Here is a 15,989-nt window from a genome sequence, read left to right as displayed (position 1 = left end):
AACAGGGTTCGGCTCCGCGGGGCTTATACCCGGGCCGCGACTACTCGCCGACGAATGGTTCGGAACGTCGCCGCCGAGATGGCGGACCTGGACCCCGAGGACTTCCACCTCCTCTCGGGCGTCGAACACGGCATGCGGTTCTCGCGGTGGGTGAACCGGGAGAAGCTCCCGGAGTTCTCCCGTCTCACCGCCGAAGAGGTCGACTACCGCCTCGACCGGATGCTCGACCTGGAGTTCCTCGAGCGGAAGACCATCCAGTACGAGGGCGTCCAGTTGACGTTCGCGGGCTACGACGCGCTCGCGTTGCACACGTTCGCCGAACGGGAGACCGTCGACGGGTTCGGCGCCCCACTCGGCGTCGGCAAGGAGAGCGACGTCTACGAGGTGCAGTCCTACCGCCCGATGGCCCTGAAGTTCCACCGCGAGGGGTACACCCAGTTCCGGGAGGTCCACCGCGGCCGGGACTACACCAGCGAAAAGGAACACGTCTCCTGGCAGTACACCGCGCGGAAAGCCGCAGAACGAGAGTACGACGCCCTGGAGACGCTGTACCCGGACGTCAACGTCCCGCGACCGGTCGACCAGAACCGCCACGCCATCGTGATGGAGAAGATGACGGGGACGGAGCTGTCGAAGGCGAAACTCGACCCCGCGCAGGCGAGCGGCGTCCTCGACCTGATCCTCCGGGAGGTCGCGGCCGCCTACGGCGCAGGCTACGTGCACGCGGACGTCAGCGAGTACAACGTCTTCGTGAGCGAGGACGGCATCGTGCTGTTCGACTGGCCGCAGGCGACGCCGACCGACCACGAGAACGCCCGCGAACTGCTCGACCGCGACGTCGAGAACATCGTCGGCTACTTCCAGCGGAAGTACCCCAGCGACGTGCCGGAGGCGGACCTCGAGGCGGTCAGAGACGCGATCGCCGCCGACGAGTTCCGTTCAGTCGAGGATTACTGAACCCGTTCCTGAACGGATTCGCTAAACCCGTATCTGGTTCATACCGCCGTCCCACTCGTCTCCACCGTAGTCGGCGCGACGGCAAGCTACCGCTCTCCAGGCACGAAGACGTCCGCTCGCACGTCCGTGCGCACGCCGTGTTCCGCGTCGGCGACCGAGTCGGCCACCCCTTCCTCGGCGTACCGCGACTCGACGCTCGCGGAGACCGCCTCCCGCACCGCTGCTCGTGCCGCCGCACCGACTCGGGTGGCGCTTCCGGAGAACGGCGCCGGCTCGCCCGCCGGGTCGCAGGCGGCGACGACGGCGTCCGTCGTGGTGCCGGTGAACCCCATCTCGCCGAGCAGCGTCGCCGTCTTCGCCTCCGTGGCCACGGAGACGAGGTTGGCGAGTGCGGCGTCGTCGAGCGCGCGGTCCGTACCGACGAAGACGTTGACCGTCCCAGCACCGGGTTCGGTGTCGGCCGGCAACTCCCCACCGGCGGGGTCCAGCGGGAGCGACGCGGGGTTCGAGAGTCCCGCCGTCACGACTGCCGTGACCGGTCCACAGGCCGCGCCGCGGGCGTGTCGCTGGGCGACGCCAGTCAGCAACACTGGTCCCGTGGCTTCGTCGTCGAATCCCGCCGCGGCGAGGCGCTCCGCGACGTACGCACCGATGTCCTCACAGTGCCAGCCCTCGGGGACAGTAACGTTGTACGCGGCGTCCGCCTCGACGAAGCCGCCATCCCACCCCGTCGAGAGCCAGCGCGTCGCGGGTCGCCGGAGGCGGAGGACGTCGTCCGCGACGACGGTCTCAAACATCCCCTAACACCGCCAGCAACTCGTCGTTCTCCGCGGGCGTGCGGACCGCGACGCGGACGTGAGCGTCCAGCCCCCGGAACGTCGTCGCGTCGCGAACGGCGACGCCGCGCTCGCGGGCCGCGTCGACGAGTTCGGCGACGTCCCGGTCGCCGACGTCGAGCAGGAGGAACGGCGCGTCCGATTCGTGGACGTCGAATCGCTCGTCGAGAGCCTCACGCATGCGTGCTCGTTCGCTGGCGACGCGCTCGCGGGTCGATTCGACGAACGAGTCGTCAGTCATCGAGTGCGCGCCGACCGCGGCGGCGGGCGTGCCGAGGTTCCACGCTCGTCTCGCGGTCTGGAGGTCGCCCAGTCGGTCGCCGGTGGCGACGAGGAACCCCGCGCGGAGGCCCGGGAGGCCGAACAGTTTGGTGAGCGAGCGCGCGACGACGACGCCCTCGGTGCCAGCGATCGAGGGGTGGTCGGTGAATCCGAGGAACGCCTCGTCCGCGAGCAGTTCCGTGTCGGCGTCCCGGCAGCGCGCGGCGAATTCGCGGAGGGCGCCGGGGTCGCAGGCGTCGCCGGTCGGGTTGTTCGGGTTGCAGACGACGGCCACCGCGTGGTCCCAGGGGTCGGCGTCGAGCAGTTCGTCGTGCGGGACGAACACCGGGTCGGCGCCCTGGAGTTGGACCTCGCGGGCGTACTCCCCGAAACTCGGGTAGGGGAGGAGGACGCTGTCGCCGGGTCCGACGCGCGTCCCGACTGCGAGGCGGATGCCAGCGAGACCGCCCGGGGTCGGCACCACCTGCTCGGGGGCACAGTCGACGTACTCTGCTGCGGCCGCGCGGTAGTCCGGGTAGGCGTCGTTCGGGTAACGCGTCGCGTCGTCGAGCGCCGCGTCGTACACCTCGCGCACGCCGTCCGGAACGCGGGGGTTGACGTTCGCGCTGAAGTCCAGGACGTCCGGGTCGTCGCTGCCACCGTGGGGGACCCGGTCTGCGTCCCGGACCGAGTCAGGGTCCATCGCTCACCTCCCACGCGGCGAGCAGTCGCTCGGCGAGTTCGGCGTCCGCACGCCGGTTCACGTTGACCGCGAGGCGAGCGTCGTAGCTCCGGTACACGCTGTCCTCGTCGTCGCCGACGACGTTTAGCCCGGTCGGTACCCACGCGGCGTCGCCGTTACAACTCGCGCCGAGGGCCTCCTTCAGCGCCCGGGGGACGCGGACGCTCGTCGACCCGTCGGCGTGGTCCAGAACCGCGTCCACCACGTCGCCCTCCAGCAGCGGGAGGTCCGCTGCGACGGTGAGCACCGGCGTCTCGACGCGTTCGAGCGCGCTGGAGAGGTCCGCGACGTAGCCCTCGCCGGGCGTCTCGACGACCGGCAGGTCGGCGGCGACGTGGTCCCGGGTCGCGGGCGCGTGCGGGGAGACGACAGCGTAGGTGGTGTCGACGCGGCTCGCGTCGAGCGCGTCGCGCACCCGGTCGACCATCGGCCGGCCGCCGACGTCGAACAGCGGCTTCTCGACGCCGGCGTCGAGGCGGGTGCCCCGCCCGCCGCACATCAGGAGAGCGTCCACACGATCACCCCCGCGTGGAGGCCGGCGACGCGACCGACCTCGTTGACGAGGCCGAACGCGTCCCCGCTCACGCCCCCGAGGAGGCGGCGGACCCACCAGAGCGCGAGCAGACTCACCGCGACGGCGCCGGCGAGCGCCCCACTGGCGACCGGCGACGGCCACGAGAGCGCGACGGCGGGGACCGCGACGACGGCGGCGGGGAGGAGGTCGGCCTCGCTCGCGCGCTCGGTGAACTGCGAGCCCAGCCCCTCGTGGGTGGCCGTTCCGAGACAGGCGACCGCGGCCATCCCGAGTTTCGCACCGACCTCCGCGGCGACGACGACAGCGAGGGCGATTTCGAGGGGGAACGAGACGACGCCGAGTGCGCCGAACGCGAGTCCGAGGAACACGAGCGCGATGGCGGCGGCGGCGCCGACGCCGACCGCCGAGTCCTTCAGCACTGCGTGGCGGTCCGCTCTGTCGCCGTGGACGACGGCGGCGTCACCGACGTCCGCGACGCCGTCGAGGTGGTTGATGCCGGTGACGGCGACGACCCACGCGACGTAGGCGAAGGCCACCGTCGTGCCGGGTGCCGGAGTCCGCAGGGCGAGGAGTGGGACGGCGAGGAGCGCGCCGACGGCGTAGCCCGCGAGTGGGAACGCCCACGGCGACCCCCGGAACGCCTGCCACGACTCCCCTCCGTGGCCGACCGGGAGACGAGTCAGGAAGCCGAGCGCGCCCCGGAGGGCGGTCAGGACCACGCGACCACCCCCGCCGCGAGCACGGTCGCGAGCAGGCCCGCAGTTCCGACGACGCGGACGCCTCGCCGGCTCTCCTCGACGGTCGGGAACGCGTCTCCGAGCGGGAGGTCGTAGACGCCGGGCTTCTGTAGGTGGACGCCGAGCACGGCCGCGAGCGTCGCCATCGGCCACCCGGAGTTGGGGGACGGCGGGGCGTCGGCGTGCGAGCGAGCGCAGCGGACGGCCGCCGGGTCGAGTGCACTCGCTGCGAGCAGCAGTGCGCTCAGGCGCGCGGGCAGCCACATCACGGCGTCGTCGAGACGGGCGCTGGGAGTGCCGACGCGCTTCTCGCGGTAGCCCAGCATCGAGTCGAGCGTGTTCACGCCCTTCACCCACGTCGCTGCGGCGGCGGCCACGGAGAGCGAGACGAGCGCACCGAGAGCGAACGCGAGCAGCGGCGCGATCAGGCCGTCGGCGAGATTCTCCGCGGCGCTCTCGACCGCCGCGCTCCGCACTTGCCCCGGGGAGAGCTCGGCGGCGTCGCGGCCGGCGAGCGACCGCAGGCGCTCTCGGGCGGCGTCGAGGTCCGTCTCCGTCTGCCCGACGACGGCGCGCGCCTCCCCCAGTAGCATCCGGCGGCTCGACGACACGAACAGTGCGAGACCGGCGACCCCGGCGGCGAGTTCGGGGGCAACGCTGCCCGCGAGCGCGACCAGTCCGCCGACCGCCACTGCCGCCACGAGCGGGAGGAGGAACGCGACACTAGCGCCGACGACCAGCGGGTGAGCCCACTCGCGGTCGAACGGCGCGACCAGGTTGCCGAACCAGGCGACCGGGTGGACGCGCGTCGGCGGCTCGCCGACGGCGGCGTCGAGGACGACCGCGAGCGCGATAGCCGCGGCGGCCGTCAGTCCCACGCTCCCGCCTCCAGTCGGTCGGCTATCTCGGTCAGGTCGACGTCGTCGAGCAGGAGCGCACGACCGCCGACCGCTTCGACGCCGCCGTCCGCTTCCCGGTCGTCGCCGACGTGGACGAGTTCGCCCGTCGGAACGCCGAGTGCGTCCGCGACGGCTTCGAACGCCCGCGGGTCGGGCTTCCGCCAGCCACAGTCCACGCTCGTCACGACGGCGTCCAGCTTGTCGGCGAGGTCCGTCCGGTCGAGCGTCCGCTCGACGAGTCCCGGCACGCTACAGTTCGAGAGGACGGCGACGGGGCCGGTACTGCTGGCCGCGTCGACGGCGTCGCGCGCGCCGTCACGGACCGCGACGGGGCGGTCGAAGGCGGCCAGCGTCGCTGCTTCGACCACTGAACCGGGAGCGTCGACTCCCCGGCTGTCGAGGACGGCGGCGACGTGTGAAGCGAGCGAGCGCTCGGCGCCCGCCGGCACGTCTGTCTGTGGCTCGCGGTAGGCGGTCGCCCAGTCCGCGGGGACGCTGACGTCGCGCTCGCGGAGGGCGTCCGCGACCGCCGTCGCCGGGTCGGCCGGCCGGTCGGCCGACACGAGCGTCCCGAACAGGTCGAACGATGTCGTCACTGTCCGTTGCATTACTGCAAGTGAACTTGAACTACTCGGTCGCCCCGCTCAGAACTCCGTGCCCTTCCGCGCGCCCTGCCCCGCCTCGATGGGGTGTTTCTGTTTCCGCACCTCGGTCACGAGGTCCGCGCTGTCGAGGAGGTAGGCGGGTTCCTCGTGGCCGCCCGTGAGCACGAGTTCGAGGTTCGGGGGCTTGCGCTCGGCGAGGTCGACGACGTCCGCGGGGTCGACGAGGTCGCGGTTCGCGGCGTACAGGATCTCGTCGAGGACGAGCAGGTGGACGCCGTCGTCTGCGGGACCCTCGAGGGGGAGAGGGCCGTCCACGTCGCGGGACGCGTCGAGGAGTTCGCGGGCGCGGGCGAGGCCGCCCCTCGCGCGTGCCTCGTGTTCCTCGTCGGCGGATTCGTCGAGGAAGCCGTGCCAGCCGTAGTGCCCGGAGTTCTCGTAGGTGAACCCCGGGAGCGCCGCGATGGCGTTGTACTCGCCGCGGACATCCTCGACGCTCGCGGTGCCGCCCTTCATGAACTGGAGCATGTGGACGCGGTAGCCGTGGCCGGCCGCCCGGAGCCCCATCCCCATCGCGGCCGTCGTCTTCCCCTTCCCGTCGCCCCACCACACCTGCACTAGTCCGAACGCCTCGGGCACGGCGGCTTCGATGGGCTGTGGACCGATCGCGGGGTCGGCGTCGTCGCTCATGGGTCGACCTCCGTCGGCGAGGCTATCGAACCCTCCGGTCCGACTGCGTCACTCCGCAGCGGTCACGCGGTCGTAGACGTCGACGACAGACTCACGGACCGCGTCACCGTCGGCGCCGGCCTCCGCCGCCAACGCGAGCGCGCCACCCATCCCGACGCCCTCCTTGGCTTCCCCGGCGAGGTAGGCGGCCATCGCGGGGTGGTCGGCGCGCGCCTCGAAGCCGGGGTCGGTGACCGTGACGTCGAGGTCGTTGTCCGCGGCGATTCCGCGCACGGCGGCGGAGTCGTCGGCGGCGACGAACGACGTCGTGGCCAGCGCGAGCGGGGCGTCGCGGCCGCTGTGACGGACCAGTGCGCCGGCGGCGGCCAGCTGCGTCCCGCCCGCGAGGAGCGTCTCCGTCCCGGCGTCGAGTGCGCCCGCCGCTATGCCCGCGACCACGCCGAGGACGGGGTCGCCCATCTGGCGGACTGCCTCGACCGGGCAGCCGGCGAGGTCGCCAGCCGCGAGGCCGCTCGCTGCCAACCCGTCTTCGACGACCGCTCGCTTCTGTGCCACCGGGTTCTCCGGCAGCGAGGAGGAGACCGCGCGGCGCTCGCCCAGCGCGGCGAGCACGCCCATCGCCGTCGTCGTGCCGCCCGGTATCGTCTCGGCGACGACGAGGCGGTCGGCTGGCAGGTCCCGCCCAAGCCGTCGAGCGCTCGAGAACGCGTCCTCGGCGTCGGGGACGGCCACCTCACTCCGGACGTCGCGTCCGGGCGACGCACCCGCGTCCACGGTCGGCGCGCCGACCGGTTCCGAGAGCCCGCCGTCCACGACCACGACGTCGAAGCCGACGCGTTCGCGGACGGCACGCGTGACGACCGCCGGCGTCGGGCAGCCCGTGGGGCTGACGGGAACGACCGGCGCGCGGACCGGCCGGCCGTAGGTCAGGATCTCGGCGTCCGCGCTCGGCGTGTGCGCCATCAGCGCCGGGTCGGCTCCGGCGGCGCTGATGCCGTCGATGCTCGCCGTCCGGGTCGACCCGGCGACGAGGACGAACAGCGTCTGCGGCGTCGCTTCCATCGTGAGCGGCTACGAGTGACCCCCGGATTAGCCGTACGGTTCGCCCGCGAGTGGCGACGTACCCCCGGTTCGTTTCGCGCGACGCGACGGACCCACGACTATTTATACAGTCACGTGGGAAACGATTGGTGAACGAACCGACGCCACATGACACGTACCGCCACCGCCGTCGTCGTCGCGCTGCTCGTCGTCGCGTCCGGAGTCGCCGTCGTCCCCACGACGGCCACGGCGACCGACGAGTCTGCGTCGTTCGGTGAGGGCTACGTCACGGTCGAGCGCGGGGAGACCGCGTCGATCAAGGTCAGCCACTCCGCGGCGGCCAACCTCACCATCGGCGGTGAGACCGACGGCTTCGAGGTCGTCGTCCCCCTGGGCGGGTCGGGCACCGACACCGTCGAGTTCGACACGTACCGCACCACGTCGAGCAACCCCGACGACTTCCTCTCGGTGAACGGCGCGACCCTGGTGTCGCGGCCGCTCGAGGACGCCATCGAACCCGGCAAGTACCAGCTGGAGGTCACCATCGACGGCGTCACGCAGGCTGTCGGCAACCTCGAGGTGACGCCCCGCGGCGAGACCGTCGGGACGTCGGGCGTCCTCCCCGCGGACGTCGACTTCGAGGAGGCGAGCGCGGGCGACGTCCACGGCCGCGTCTCGCTGCGAGAGAACGTCGCCCACGGCGACTACGCGGCGTTCGTCGTCAACGAGAGTGGACTGGGGTGGGCAGTCGAGGACGACGGGAGCCTCGCGGACGAGCTGACCGCGGAGATTGTCGAACTCGACCCCGAGACGAACACGGTCGCCGACGAGTTCTCGGGCGGCGACCTCCGGGTCGTCTCCCAGGTCGAGGACCACGACCGGTTCCTGGTGCTGTGGGACACCGACCAGGTCGAACGTCACCGCAGTTCGAACAACACCTACGAGTTCCGGCTCACACTCGAGGAGCACAGCAACCTCGTCGAGGAGGACGAGCGACTCGTCGAGCGACGGACGAGAGTGGTCGAGCCCACGATGACGCTGACCGCGGAGCCGTCGTTCACGCTCACCCCGTGGGACGACGCGACGATGCGGGTGGACGGACAGACGAACGTCGCGCCGACCACGACCCTCGACGTCCGCGCGCTCCAGGAGACGCCGAACTCCTACCTCTGGAAGAACGTCGTCGACGTCTCGGAGAACGGCACGTTCACCGCGAACTTCGACTTCTCGGCGGCGACGCCACCGACGTCGTTCCCGCTGTGGGTGCGCGAGTACCGGGATCTGAGCGAGCAGACCGTCGAGTTGACGACGGCGGAGGCGACGGTGACCTTCGAGTCCCAGCAGGTCGACAACGGCACGGTGGCCGCTCAGAACGTGACCGTCTCCCACGGCGGGTTCGTCCGCCTCACGGCGAACAACACGACCATCGGCGCTACGGAGTACGTCTCGTCGGGTTCCTACGAGTCGGTCCGCGTCCCGCTAAACGACTCCCTGGAGAACGCGACGGTGGTGACGGCGACGGTCGTCGCGGACAGGAACCGCAACGGCTCGCTCGACGCCAGTGACACGCCGTACGAGTTCGACGGAGCGCCCGTCGCGGACAACGCGACGGTGCTCCCCGACCCCGACGATTCGACCGACGACCAGACGACGACCGCGGCGAACCGGACCGAGACGACGTCGAACCTCGACGTCGACGAGAGCGACCCGCTGACCCCGGACCCCGACGCGGGCGACGGCAGCGGGTCGTCGGGTGGGTTCGTGCCGCTATCGCCGCTCACGGCGGTCGTGGCGCTGGCTGCGGCGGCACTGCTCGCGGGGCGACGGTGACCCGACCGTTTATGGGGTGGCGGGGTGCTGATACAGGTGTTAATTCAGTCTGTATGACGGGCACAATCAGTCGGCCGGGACGGAGGGGGTGGTGATGTTCGAAGAGATGGACGAACCGGCGTTCCCCAAGTTCCTCGCCGCGTTCTGGGCGGAGAAGGGGTGGAACACGTCGGTTACCGCCAACAACGACGGCACGTACCTCGTCGCCGGCGACAAGGACAGTGGTAGCCGCGGGCTCATCGGCGTGCGGCCGAGCGCCGAGACGGAGATCGGTGCCTCGGAGGTCGAGGACTTCGCGGCGTTCTGCGACAAGAAAGGAGTGGACGTGCGCGTGATGGCGACCCGCGGACGCTTCACGACCGGCGCGCGCAGCGCCGCCGACGCCGGGAACGTCCACCTGCTGGACCCGAACGAACTGGCCTCGGCCGTCCGCGACGAGGGCGTCGAGGAACTCGTCGGCAAGTTCACGGGCGGGGGTGGCGGTGGCGGGTCGCTGTTCGACAGCCTCCCGTTCCCGGTGCCCAGCGGGTTGCCGAGCGGGGTTCCGGTGGTCCCCATCGCGGCCGCCGTCGTCGTCGTACTCGCGGCGGTGTTCGCCGGGCCGACGCTGCTCGGCTTCGTCCCGTTCGTCGGCGGCGGGGGCGGCGGTGGCGCGGCGGACGCCGGCCCGCCGTTCACGGCAATGTCGCTGGCGAACTCGGGGAACGCGACGGCCAACGGCACGGCGAACGTGACGACGGTGCAGTGGGACGCCCGCGTCCAGGACACCGTCGGGAACTACAGCGCGCGGCCGAACGAGACGTTCGTCGTCGTCCAGTTCAACGCGACGGCTGGCGACGAGATCACGACGCTGCGACCAGGGAACTTCGTGTTGCACGTCGACGGCAGGAACCGGGCGCCCCAGACGTTCCAGAACACGACCAACGCGTTCAAGGCCAAACTACTGCCGACGCGGATCGCGCCCGGGGAGACGTCCAGTGCGGCCGTCGTGTTCTCCGTGCCGGAGGACTTCGACGGGGCGACGCTCGTCGAGACGTACGACGGCCCGGGGGTCCGGTTCGAGCGCGCGGAGCTCACCTTCGACGTCGAGTAGTTCCGAAGTTCTTAACCCCGGCCACTTCGAACGGACGGTAACTCGCTGGCGAGCGGGCTCCAGCGGGCTCCTGACCACAGTCGGGACGGGATGTGATCCCCGAGGCTACGCGCCTCGGGGATTGAACCACGCAACGCCCGCGGACAACACATGACACGAAGCCTCTACTCCCACATCAAGGAAGCCTGGCGGGACCCCAGCGACGGGAAACTCGCCGAGCTCCAGTGGCAGCGCAAACAGGAGTGGCGCAACCAGGGCGCCATCGAACGAATCGACCGACCGACGCGCCTCGACAAGGCCCGCGAACTCGGCTACAAGGCCAAGCAGGGCGTCGTCGTCGCGCGCGTCAGCGTCCGGAAGGGCACCGCCCGGAAGTCCCGCTTCAAGGCGGGCCGCCGGACGAAGCGCCAGGGCGTCAACCGCATCGGCCGCGCGAAGAACCTCCAGCGCATCGCCGAGGAGCGCGCCTCGCGGAAGTTCATCAACCTCCGCGTGCTGAACTCCTACTGGGTGGGCGAGGACGGCTCCCAGAAGTGGTTCGAAGTGATCCTCCTCGACCCCGAGCACGGCGCCATCCAGAACGACGACGACCTCAACTGGATCTGCGAGGACGCCCAGAAGAACCGCGTCTTCCGCGGGAAGACGAGCGCGGGCCGTCGCGCTCGCGGCCTCCAGAACCGTGGCAAGGGTGCCGAGCACGTGCGCCCGAGCACGAACGCCGGCAAGCGCCGGAAGTCGTAGCGGGCGGCGGTCTCTCTCCTGCAGTTCTCCTCGTCCCGTAGCGCGAGCGCCGCGACCTCGCGGAGTATCACGAATCTCCCTGGTAGATTTAAGTGTATGCGGGCTGCCTGCTACTGTGTACCAATGGCTATAGACGCGAACTTCGAACAGAACCGCGAGAAGGTAGACACCCACGAGGGCCACGACGTGTGGGGTCCCGTCGAGGAACCAGAGAAACTCGGCATCCACGGCACCCACGTCGCAGTGGACTTCGACATCTGCATCGCCGACGGCGCCTGCGTCGAGGACTGCCCTGTCGACGTCTTCGAATGGGTCGACTCCCCCGACCACCCCGAGTCCGAGTTGAAAGCCGACCCGACCAACGAGAGTCAGTGCATCGACTGCATGCTCTGCGTCGACGTCTGCCCCGTCGACGCCATCGACGTCGACGCCGGCCGAGCGGGGCGAACCTGACGATGCACACCGTCACCCTGACGAAGGGCGTGCCGGACTTCCGCGAGGGACAGGTGTCCTTCGACGAGGACGGCCACCTCGAACGCGGCGACACGCCCACAGTCATGAACCCGAACGACGACCACGCGCTGCGGGCGGCGCTCCAGACGAAGATCCGGCAGGGCGGCACCACGAGCGTGATGAGCATGGGGCCGCCGGGCTACGGCGACGTGCTCCGCGAGGCGATGGCGTCCGTCTACGCCGACGACCTCTACCTGCTGTCGGACCGCGAGATGGCGGCCGCCGACACGTGGGCGACGGCGATGACGCTCGCGACCGGCCTCGAACGCCTCGAACCCGACCTCGTGTTCGCGGGGTTCAAGACCGCGGACGGCGAGACCGGTCACACCGGCCCGCAGACCGCGTGGTGTCTCGACTGGCCGATTCTGACGCACGTCGTCGCGCTCGACGTCGAACCCGAGGAGGGCCGCGTTCGGGCCAAGCGCCTGGTCGCGGGCGACGTCGACGAGATCGAGACCGTCGAGGCGTCGCTGCCGGCGTTCGTCGTCACCGATCCCGAGTTCGAACCCTCCTACCGGAAGGCGGCCCACCGCCTCGAGCACAAGGACCGCCGGGAGGAGACCCAGCAGCGGGCCGAGGACCACGAGGACCACCTGAAGGTGTGGGATCACGAGGATCTCAACCTCGACCCGGACTTCATCGGGCTGGACGGGTCGCCGACCATCGTCTCCGGGGTCGACCCGATCCCGAAGGCGCCCGCCGAACGGGACGCGACGATGGTCGACCCGGGCGACGAGGAGGAGATGGGCAGCGTCGTCGACGAACTCCAGCAGTTTGCGGGGGGTGACTGACCGTGGCACTTGACCCGAACGACTACGACATCTCCGAACTCGGCCCCGAGATCCAGGACGTCGAGGACGTCGACGAACTGGAGGACATCCTCGAGACGGAGAAGGCCGGGAAGGACCGGGCGGGCGCGAAACAGCTCATCCAGTCCCGCATCGAGAAGTTCCGCGAGGACGAGGCCGAGGACCGCGAGGACCTCGACCCGACGGAGATGAGCCCCGCGGACCTCGCCAACGAACTCCAGAACATCGACAGCGTCGAGCGACTGGAGGAACTGATCGAGCGCGAGGAGGCCGGCGAGGACCGCGACAGCGTCAAGCGCCTCGTCCAGAAGCGCATCGACTCCATTCAGGGCAGCGGCGAACGCGACGAGGAGATCGAGCGCGTGCCGCCCGAGGAGAAGTACCCCGAACTCGACCACCCGACCGCGGACAAGCAGTACGTCGAGACCCTCGAGGGCGGCACCTACGAGGACATGTGGGTGTTCTGCGAGACGAAGGACGGCGACCTCCTCGACGTCTCCCGGGAGATGCTCGGGAAGGCCCGCCGCCTGATGGACGGCTACAACGAGGAGTACGACAGCGACGAGCGCGTCGTCGCCGTGCTGCTCGAGGACGAGGTCGGCGACCTGGCCGACGAGTCCATCGCGTGCGGCGCCGACGTGGTCGTCTACCAGGACGACCCGGAACTACAGCGGTTCCGTCACAGGCCGTACGCGGAACTGTTCTCCGCGATGGCACGCGCCGGCGGGGAACTCGACGTGGAACCGGACGCCGGGGACTCGTCGTGGCGCGACTACGACGAACCGCGGTACGTGCTGTTCCCGGCGACGAACAACGGCCGGGACCTCTCCGCGCAGGTGCAGGGCGAACTCGACAGCGGTCTGGCGAGCGACTGCTCGGGGCTGTACATCGACGACACCGTCATCTCGAACCCCGCGAAGACCGGGCGAGAGGGCGAGAAGAAACAGTTCGAGCGCGTGCTCCACATGAAGCGCCCGGACTTCTCGGGCTTCGAGTACTCCACCATCCTCTGTCTGGACAACCCGACGCGGGAGTTCCACCCACAGGGCGCCTCGGTCATCCCGGGGAGCTTCGAGGTGCCCGACCCCGACTACGACCGGGAGGGCGAGGTGTACGAGTACGACTTCGACCTCCCCGAGGAGTGGTTCCAGGTCGAGGTCACCGAGTACGACGAACTCGACAGCGGCGTCGACCTGACGGGCCACGACGTCGTCGTGGCGCTCGGCCGCGGCATCGGCGACGACCCCACCGAGGGGATGGAACTCGGCCTCGAACTGACGAACGCCTTCGAGGACGCCGCGATGGGCATCACCCGCGGCATCGTCACCTCGTCGTACGACTTCGACGGCCACGTCGAACAGTACGCCAGCGAGGAGCGACAGATCGGCGAGACCGGCCAGGTCGTGGAGCCGAAACTGTACGTGGCGGCGGGCATCAGCGGCGCCGTCCAGCACAAGGTCGGGATGGACGAGTCCGACACAATCGTCTCCATCAACACCAACCCGGAGGCGGACATCCGGGACTTCTCGGACTACTTCGTGGAGGGCGACCTCTTCGAGGTGCTGCCGGTGCTGACCGAGGCCCTGGAGAACGGCGAACTGGACGTCGAAGAACTCGCGGCTACAGGCGGTGCATCCGATGACTGAAACTGACGACTACGAACACTACGAGGCGGTCGTCGTCGGCGCCGGCCCAGGCGGGGCGGCGGCGGCAGCGGCACTGGCGGACCACGGCGTAGAGACACTCGTCCTCGAACGCGGCGTCGAGGCCGGGTCGAAGAACGTGAGCGGCGGCCTGCTGTACGGTGAGGAGTCCGCCCCCTACACGCTCGACGACCTCTTCCCGGACGTCCGGGAGGCGGCGACCGAGCGCCCCGTGACGGAGTACTACCTCCACAACGTCGCCGGCCGGCAGGTCGAGACGTTCGACATCACGGACCTCCACGAGCACGACACCGAGTGGTCGGACGCGGTGCTCCGGCGCCACATGGACTCGTGGCTCGCCGAGCGCGTCCACGAGCGCACCCGCGAGACGGGCGGCGGCCTGCTGACGGACGTCCGCGTCAACGGTCTGCTCGAGGAGAACGGCGAGATAGTGGGCGTCACCTGCGACGAACTCGACCCCATCCGGGCGGACGTCGTGGTGGCCGCCGACGGCGTGAACAGTGAACTCGCGCGGGACGCGGGTCTGATGGACTGGGAGGAACCCGAGGAGTGGTTCCAGGGCGTGAAGGCCGTCGTGGACATGGACCCCGACGTCGTGAACGAGCGCTTCGACCTCGACCCCGACGAGGGCGTCGCCCACCTGTTCTCGGGCGACCTCTTCGAGGACGTCCGCGGTGGCGGCTTCTGCTACACGAACGAGGGGTCGCTGTCCATCGGGACGGTGTTCCACCTCGACAGCCTCGTCGCCGAGGAGGCCGAACCCCACGAACTGCTCGACGCGCTGCTCACCCACCCGCTGCTGGCGGACTGGCTGGGCGATGACTACGAGGAACTGGAGTACGGCGCGAAGCTCGTGCCGGACTCGAAGAAGGCCGCCCACCCCTCGCCCCACGAGGGGCGGCTCCTGCTGGTGGGAGACGCCGCTGGCCAGATGCAGGCCCAGGGCCCCATCATCAAGGGGATGAACCACGCCGTCAGCGCGGGCGCGCTGGCCGCCGAGGCGTACGTCGAGGCGAAGGGCCGGGGCAACCCGAAGAGCGCGGGGAAGCGCTACGAGCGCCGCCTGTGCGACGAGGGCGTGATGGACAAACTCCGGCCGAGTGGCTACCGCGTGACGAGCGCCCTCGGCGAGCACGACGCGGTCACCGGGCTCGTCGACGGCGTGCTGACATCGTTCGCGGGCCGGGCGGCGGTGCGCGCGCTCGGTGGCCGCCTCGAGGCGCTGTACGGGTCGCCGTACCTCGCCTCGATCGTCCCGGACACGCGGACGCCGTACGTGACGCTCCCCACCGTCATCGCGGAGGAACTCGGCGCCCACGTCACGAGCGAGTCCAGCGTCGAACCGCCGAGTCTCGCCGACCGCATCGGCGACCTCACCTACGACACGGACATCGGCAACCCGCACATCGAACTGCGCGACGCGTCCTACGAGGCAAGTGGGGCAGCCGTGACGGCCTGCCCGGTGAGCGCCGAGGACTTCGGCGGTGGCTGCTACCGCTCGGAGACCGTCCAACGAAACGGCGACGAGGAGCGCGTCGTGAGCCTCGACACCCAGCCGTGCGTCGAGTGCGGAACCTGTGCGGTGGTCGCGGACACCGAGTGGGAGCATCCCCGCGGCGGGAAGGGCGTCGAGTTCGAACAGGGATGAGCGACCGCTCGCCGTACTGGGAGCGCATCAAGCCGCTGGCGAACCGCGCCCAGCGGGACAGCGAGTGCTTCGAGCCGCCCGAGGAGCCGCCGAACGAGGAGGAGGCCCTCGAGTACCTCCGCGAGGGCGTCGGGCCGGCGATCTCCGTCTACGTCGAGGGGCGGACGGGCGGCGAGCGCGCGCCGTTCACGGACGTCGAACTCTCCCTGCTCGAACAGTCGTTGAACAGCTGGCTGTCGCTGTACGCGCAGTGTTACGGCGTGCAACTCGACGCCGACTTCTCCATCCGCGAGGCGGCGACCGTGCTCGTCGACACGCGGAACGTCGTCGACACGGCCCAGGTGCTCACGCACGTGCCGGAACGGGCGAAGCGCCGCCCCGAATAGCCACG

General features: G+C 70.4%; 17 protein-coding genes. 9 read left to right on the top strand and 8 right to left on the bottom strand.

Features of this window, described 5'->3' with window-relative positions; genetic code table 11:
* Positions 1-54 precede the first annotated feature (54 nt).
* The gene (locus LT965_RS10715; protein WP_232700793.1) at positions 55-957 is read left to right on the top strand and encodes a serine/threonine-protein kinase RIO2; all 903 of its coding nucleotides are present in this window, start codon (positions 55-57) and stop codon (positions 955-957) included.
* A gap of 86 nt (positions 958-1,043) precedes the next feature.
* Here the strand turns inward: LT965_RS10715 and LT965_RS10710 are convergent, their stop codons facing one another.
* The 8 genes from LT965_RS10710 to LT965_RS10675 are packed head-to-tail and all read right to left on the bottom strand — an operon-like array spanning position 1,044 to position 7,321.
* Complete coding sequence (locus LT965_RS10710) at positions 1,044-1,754, bottom strand: adenosylcobinamide amidohydrolase (protein ID WP_232700792.1); 711 nt, start codon at positions 1,752-1,754, stop codon at positions 1,044-1,046.
* Positions 1,747-2,757 (bottom strand): threonine-phosphate decarboxylase, encoded by a 1,011-nt coding sequence (locus LT965_RS10705; protein WP_232700791.1) that lies wholly within the window; start codon positions 2,755-2,757, stop codon positions 1,747-1,749. Before LT965_RS10705 ends, LT965_RS10710 begins: the two co-directional genes overlap by 8 nt.
* On the bottom strand, positions 2,747-3,295 hold the full coding sequence (locus LT965_RS10700; RefSeq protein WP_232703580.1) for an NTP transferase domain-containing protein: 549 nt from the start codon (positions 3,293-3,295) through the stop codon (positions 2,747-2,749). The genes LT965_RS10705 and LT965_RS10700 overlap by 11 nt, the downstream gene beginning before the upstream one ends.
* Positions 3,295-4,050 (bottom strand): adenosylcobinamide-GDP ribazoletransferase, encoded by a 756-nt coding sequence (cobS, locus tag LT965_RS10695; protein ID WP_232700790.1) that lies wholly within the window; start codon positions 4,048-4,050, stop codon positions 3,295-3,297. The genes LT965_RS10700 and cobS overlap by 1 nt, the downstream gene beginning before the upstream one ends.
* Complete coding sequence (gene cbiB / locus LT965_RS10690) at positions 4,041-4,940, bottom strand: adenosylcobinamide-phosphate synthase CbiB (protein ID WP_232703579.1); 900 nt, start codon at positions 4,938-4,940, stop codon at positions 4,041-4,043. Before cbiB ends, cobS begins: the two co-directional genes overlap by 10 nt.
* The gene (locus LT965_RS10685) at positions 4,937-5,575 is read right to left on the bottom strand and encodes an HAD family hydrolase (RefSeq protein ID WP_232700789.1); all 639 of its coding nucleotides are present in this window, start codon (positions 5,573-5,575) and stop codon (positions 4,937-4,939) included. Before LT965_RS10685 ends, cbiB begins: the two co-directional genes overlap by 4 nt.
* Before the next feature lie 36 nt (positions 5,576-5,611).
* On the bottom strand, positions 5,612-6,259 hold the full coding sequence (locus tag LT965_RS10680) for a cob(I)yrinic acid a,c-diamide adenosyltransferase (protein WP_232700788.1): 648 nt from the start codon (positions 6,257-6,259) through the stop codon (positions 5,612-5,614).
* Between the two features lie 48 nt (positions 6,260-6,307).
* A complete protein-coding gene (locus LT965_RS10675; protein WP_232700787.1) occupies positions 6,308-7,321 on the bottom strand; it encodes a nicotinate-nucleotide--dimethylbenzimidazole phosphoribosyltransferase in 1,014 nt (337 codons plus the stop codon).
* A gap of 147 nt (positions 7,322-7,468) precedes the next feature.
* Between LT965_RS10675 and LT965_RS10670 the strand changes: the two genes are divergently transcribed.
* The 8 genes from LT965_RS10670 (at position 7,469) to LT965_RS10635 (ending at position 15,984) form a co-directional block, all read left to right on the top strand.
* Positions 7,469-9,130 (top strand): DUF7282 domain-containing protein, encoded by a 1,662-nt coding sequence (locus tag LT965_RS10670; protein ID WP_232700786.1) that lies wholly within the window; start codon positions 7,469-7,471, stop codon positions 9,128-9,130.
* Between the two features lie 94 nt (positions 9,131-9,224).
* A complete protein-coding gene (locus LT965_RS10665) occupies positions 9,225-10,223 on the top strand; it encodes a restriction endonuclease (RefSeq protein WP_232700785.1) in 999 nt (332 codons plus the stop codon).
* A gap of 150 nt (positions 10,224-10,373) precedes the next feature.
* Entirely contained in the window at positions 10,374-10,964 is a 591-nt protein-coding gene (locus tag LT965_RS10660) for a 50S ribosomal protein L15e (RefSeq protein WP_232700784.1), read from the top strand.
* A 123-nt stretch (positions 10,965-11,087) separates the two neighbouring features.
* Positions 11,088-11,417, top strand: a complete 330-nt coding sequence (locus LT965_RS10655) for a 4Fe-4S dicluster domain-containing protein (RefSeq protein WP_232700783.1) — start codon at positions 11,088-11,090, stop codon at positions 11,415-11,417.
* A 2-nt stretch (positions 11,418-11,419) separates the two neighbouring features.
* On the top strand, positions 11,420-12,268 hold the full coding sequence (locus LT965_RS10650) for an electron transfer flavoprotein subunit beta/FixA family protein (RefSeq protein ID WP_232700782.1): 849 nt from the start codon (positions 11,420-11,422) through the stop codon (positions 12,266-12,268).
* A gap of 2 nt (positions 12,269-12,270) precedes the next feature.
* Complete coding sequence (locus LT965_RS10645) at positions 12,271-13,932, top strand: electron transfer flavoprotein subunit alpha/FixB family protein (RefSeq protein WP_232700781.1); 1,662 nt, start codon at positions 12,271-12,273, stop codon at positions 13,930-13,932.
* Positions 13,925-15,598, top strand: a complete 1,674-nt coding sequence (locus LT965_RS10640; protein WP_232700780.1) for an FAD-dependent oxidoreductase — start codon at positions 13,925-13,927, stop codon at positions 15,596-15,598. Before LT965_RS10645 ends, LT965_RS10640 begins: the two co-directional genes overlap by 8 nt.
* Positions 15,595-15,984, top strand: a complete 390-nt coding sequence (locus LT965_RS10635) for a DUF8055 family protein (RefSeq protein WP_232700779.1) — start codon at positions 15,595-15,597, stop codon at positions 15,982-15,984. The genes LT965_RS10640 and LT965_RS10635 overlap by 4 nt, the downstream gene beginning before the upstream one ends.
* Positions 15,985-15,989: the final 5 nt, after the last annotated feature.

This window comes from Halobacterium wangiae (assembly GCF_021249345.1).
GTDB classification, from domain to species: domain Archaea; phylum Halobacteriota; class Halobacteria; order Halobacteriales; family Halobacteriaceae; genus Halobacterium; species Halobacterium wangiae.
The sequence above is the reverse complement of the archived record's forward strand: the minus strand, read 5'-3'. Positions and strand labels throughout refer to the sequence as shown.

Bases quoted from the DNA above. Each gene is read 5' to 3' on its own strand.
- LT965_RS10715 (WP_232700793.1), top strand. From the start codon at position 55: ATGGTTCGGAACGTCGCCGCCGAGATGGCGGACCTGGACCCCGAGGAC.
- LT965_RS10710 (WP_232700792.1), bottom strand. From the start codon at position 1,754: ATGTTTGAGACCGTCGTCGCGGACGACGTCCTCCGCCTCCGGCGACCC.
- LT965_RS10705 (WP_232700791.1), bottom strand. From the start codon at position 2,757: ATGGACCCTGACTCGGTCCGGGACGCAGACCGGGTCCCCCACGGTGGC.
- LT965_RS10700 (WP_232703580.1), bottom strand. From the start codon at position 3,295: ATGTGCGGCGGGCGGGGCACCCGCCTCGACGCCGGCGTCGAGAAGCCG.
- LT965_RS10685 (WP_232700789.1), bottom strand. From the start codon at position 5,575: ATGCAACGGACAGTGACGACATCGTTCGACCTGTTCGGGACGCTCGTG.
- LT965_RS10680 (WP_232700788.1), bottom strand. From the start codon at position 6,259: ATGAGCGACGACGCCGACCCCGCGATCGGTCCACAGCCCATCGAAGCC.
- LT965_RS10675 (WP_232700787.1), bottom strand. From the start codon at position 7,321: ATGGAAGCGACGCCGCAGACGCTGTTCGTCCTCGTCGCCGGGTCGACC.
- LT965_RS10670 (WP_232700786.1), top strand. From the start codon at position 7,469: ATGACACGTACCGCCACCGCCGTCGTCGTCGCGCTGCTCGTCGTCGCG.
- LT965_RS10665 (WP_232700785.1), top strand. From the start codon at position 9,225: ATGTTCGAAGAGATGGACGAACCGGCGTTCCCCAAGTTCCTCGCCGCG.
- LT965_RS10660 (WP_232700784.1), top strand. From the start codon at position 10,374: ATGACACGAAGCCTCTACTCCCACATCAAGGAAGCCTGGCGGGACCCC.
- LT965_RS10655 (WP_232700783.1), top strand. From the start codon at position 11,088: ATGGCTATAGACGCGAACTTCGAACAGAACCGCGAGAAGGTAGACACC.
- LT965_RS10650 (WP_232700782.1), top strand. From the start codon at position 11,420: ATGCACACCGTCACCCTGACGAAGGGCGTGCCGGACTTCCGCGAGGGA.
- LT965_RS10640 (WP_232700780.1), top strand. From the start codon at position 13,925: ATGACTGAAACTGACGACTACGAACACTACGAGGCGGTCGTCGTCGGC.
- LT965_RS10635 (WP_232700779.1), top strand. From the start codon at position 15,595: ATGAGCGACCGCTCGCCGTACTGGGAGCGCATCAAGCCGCTGGCGAAC.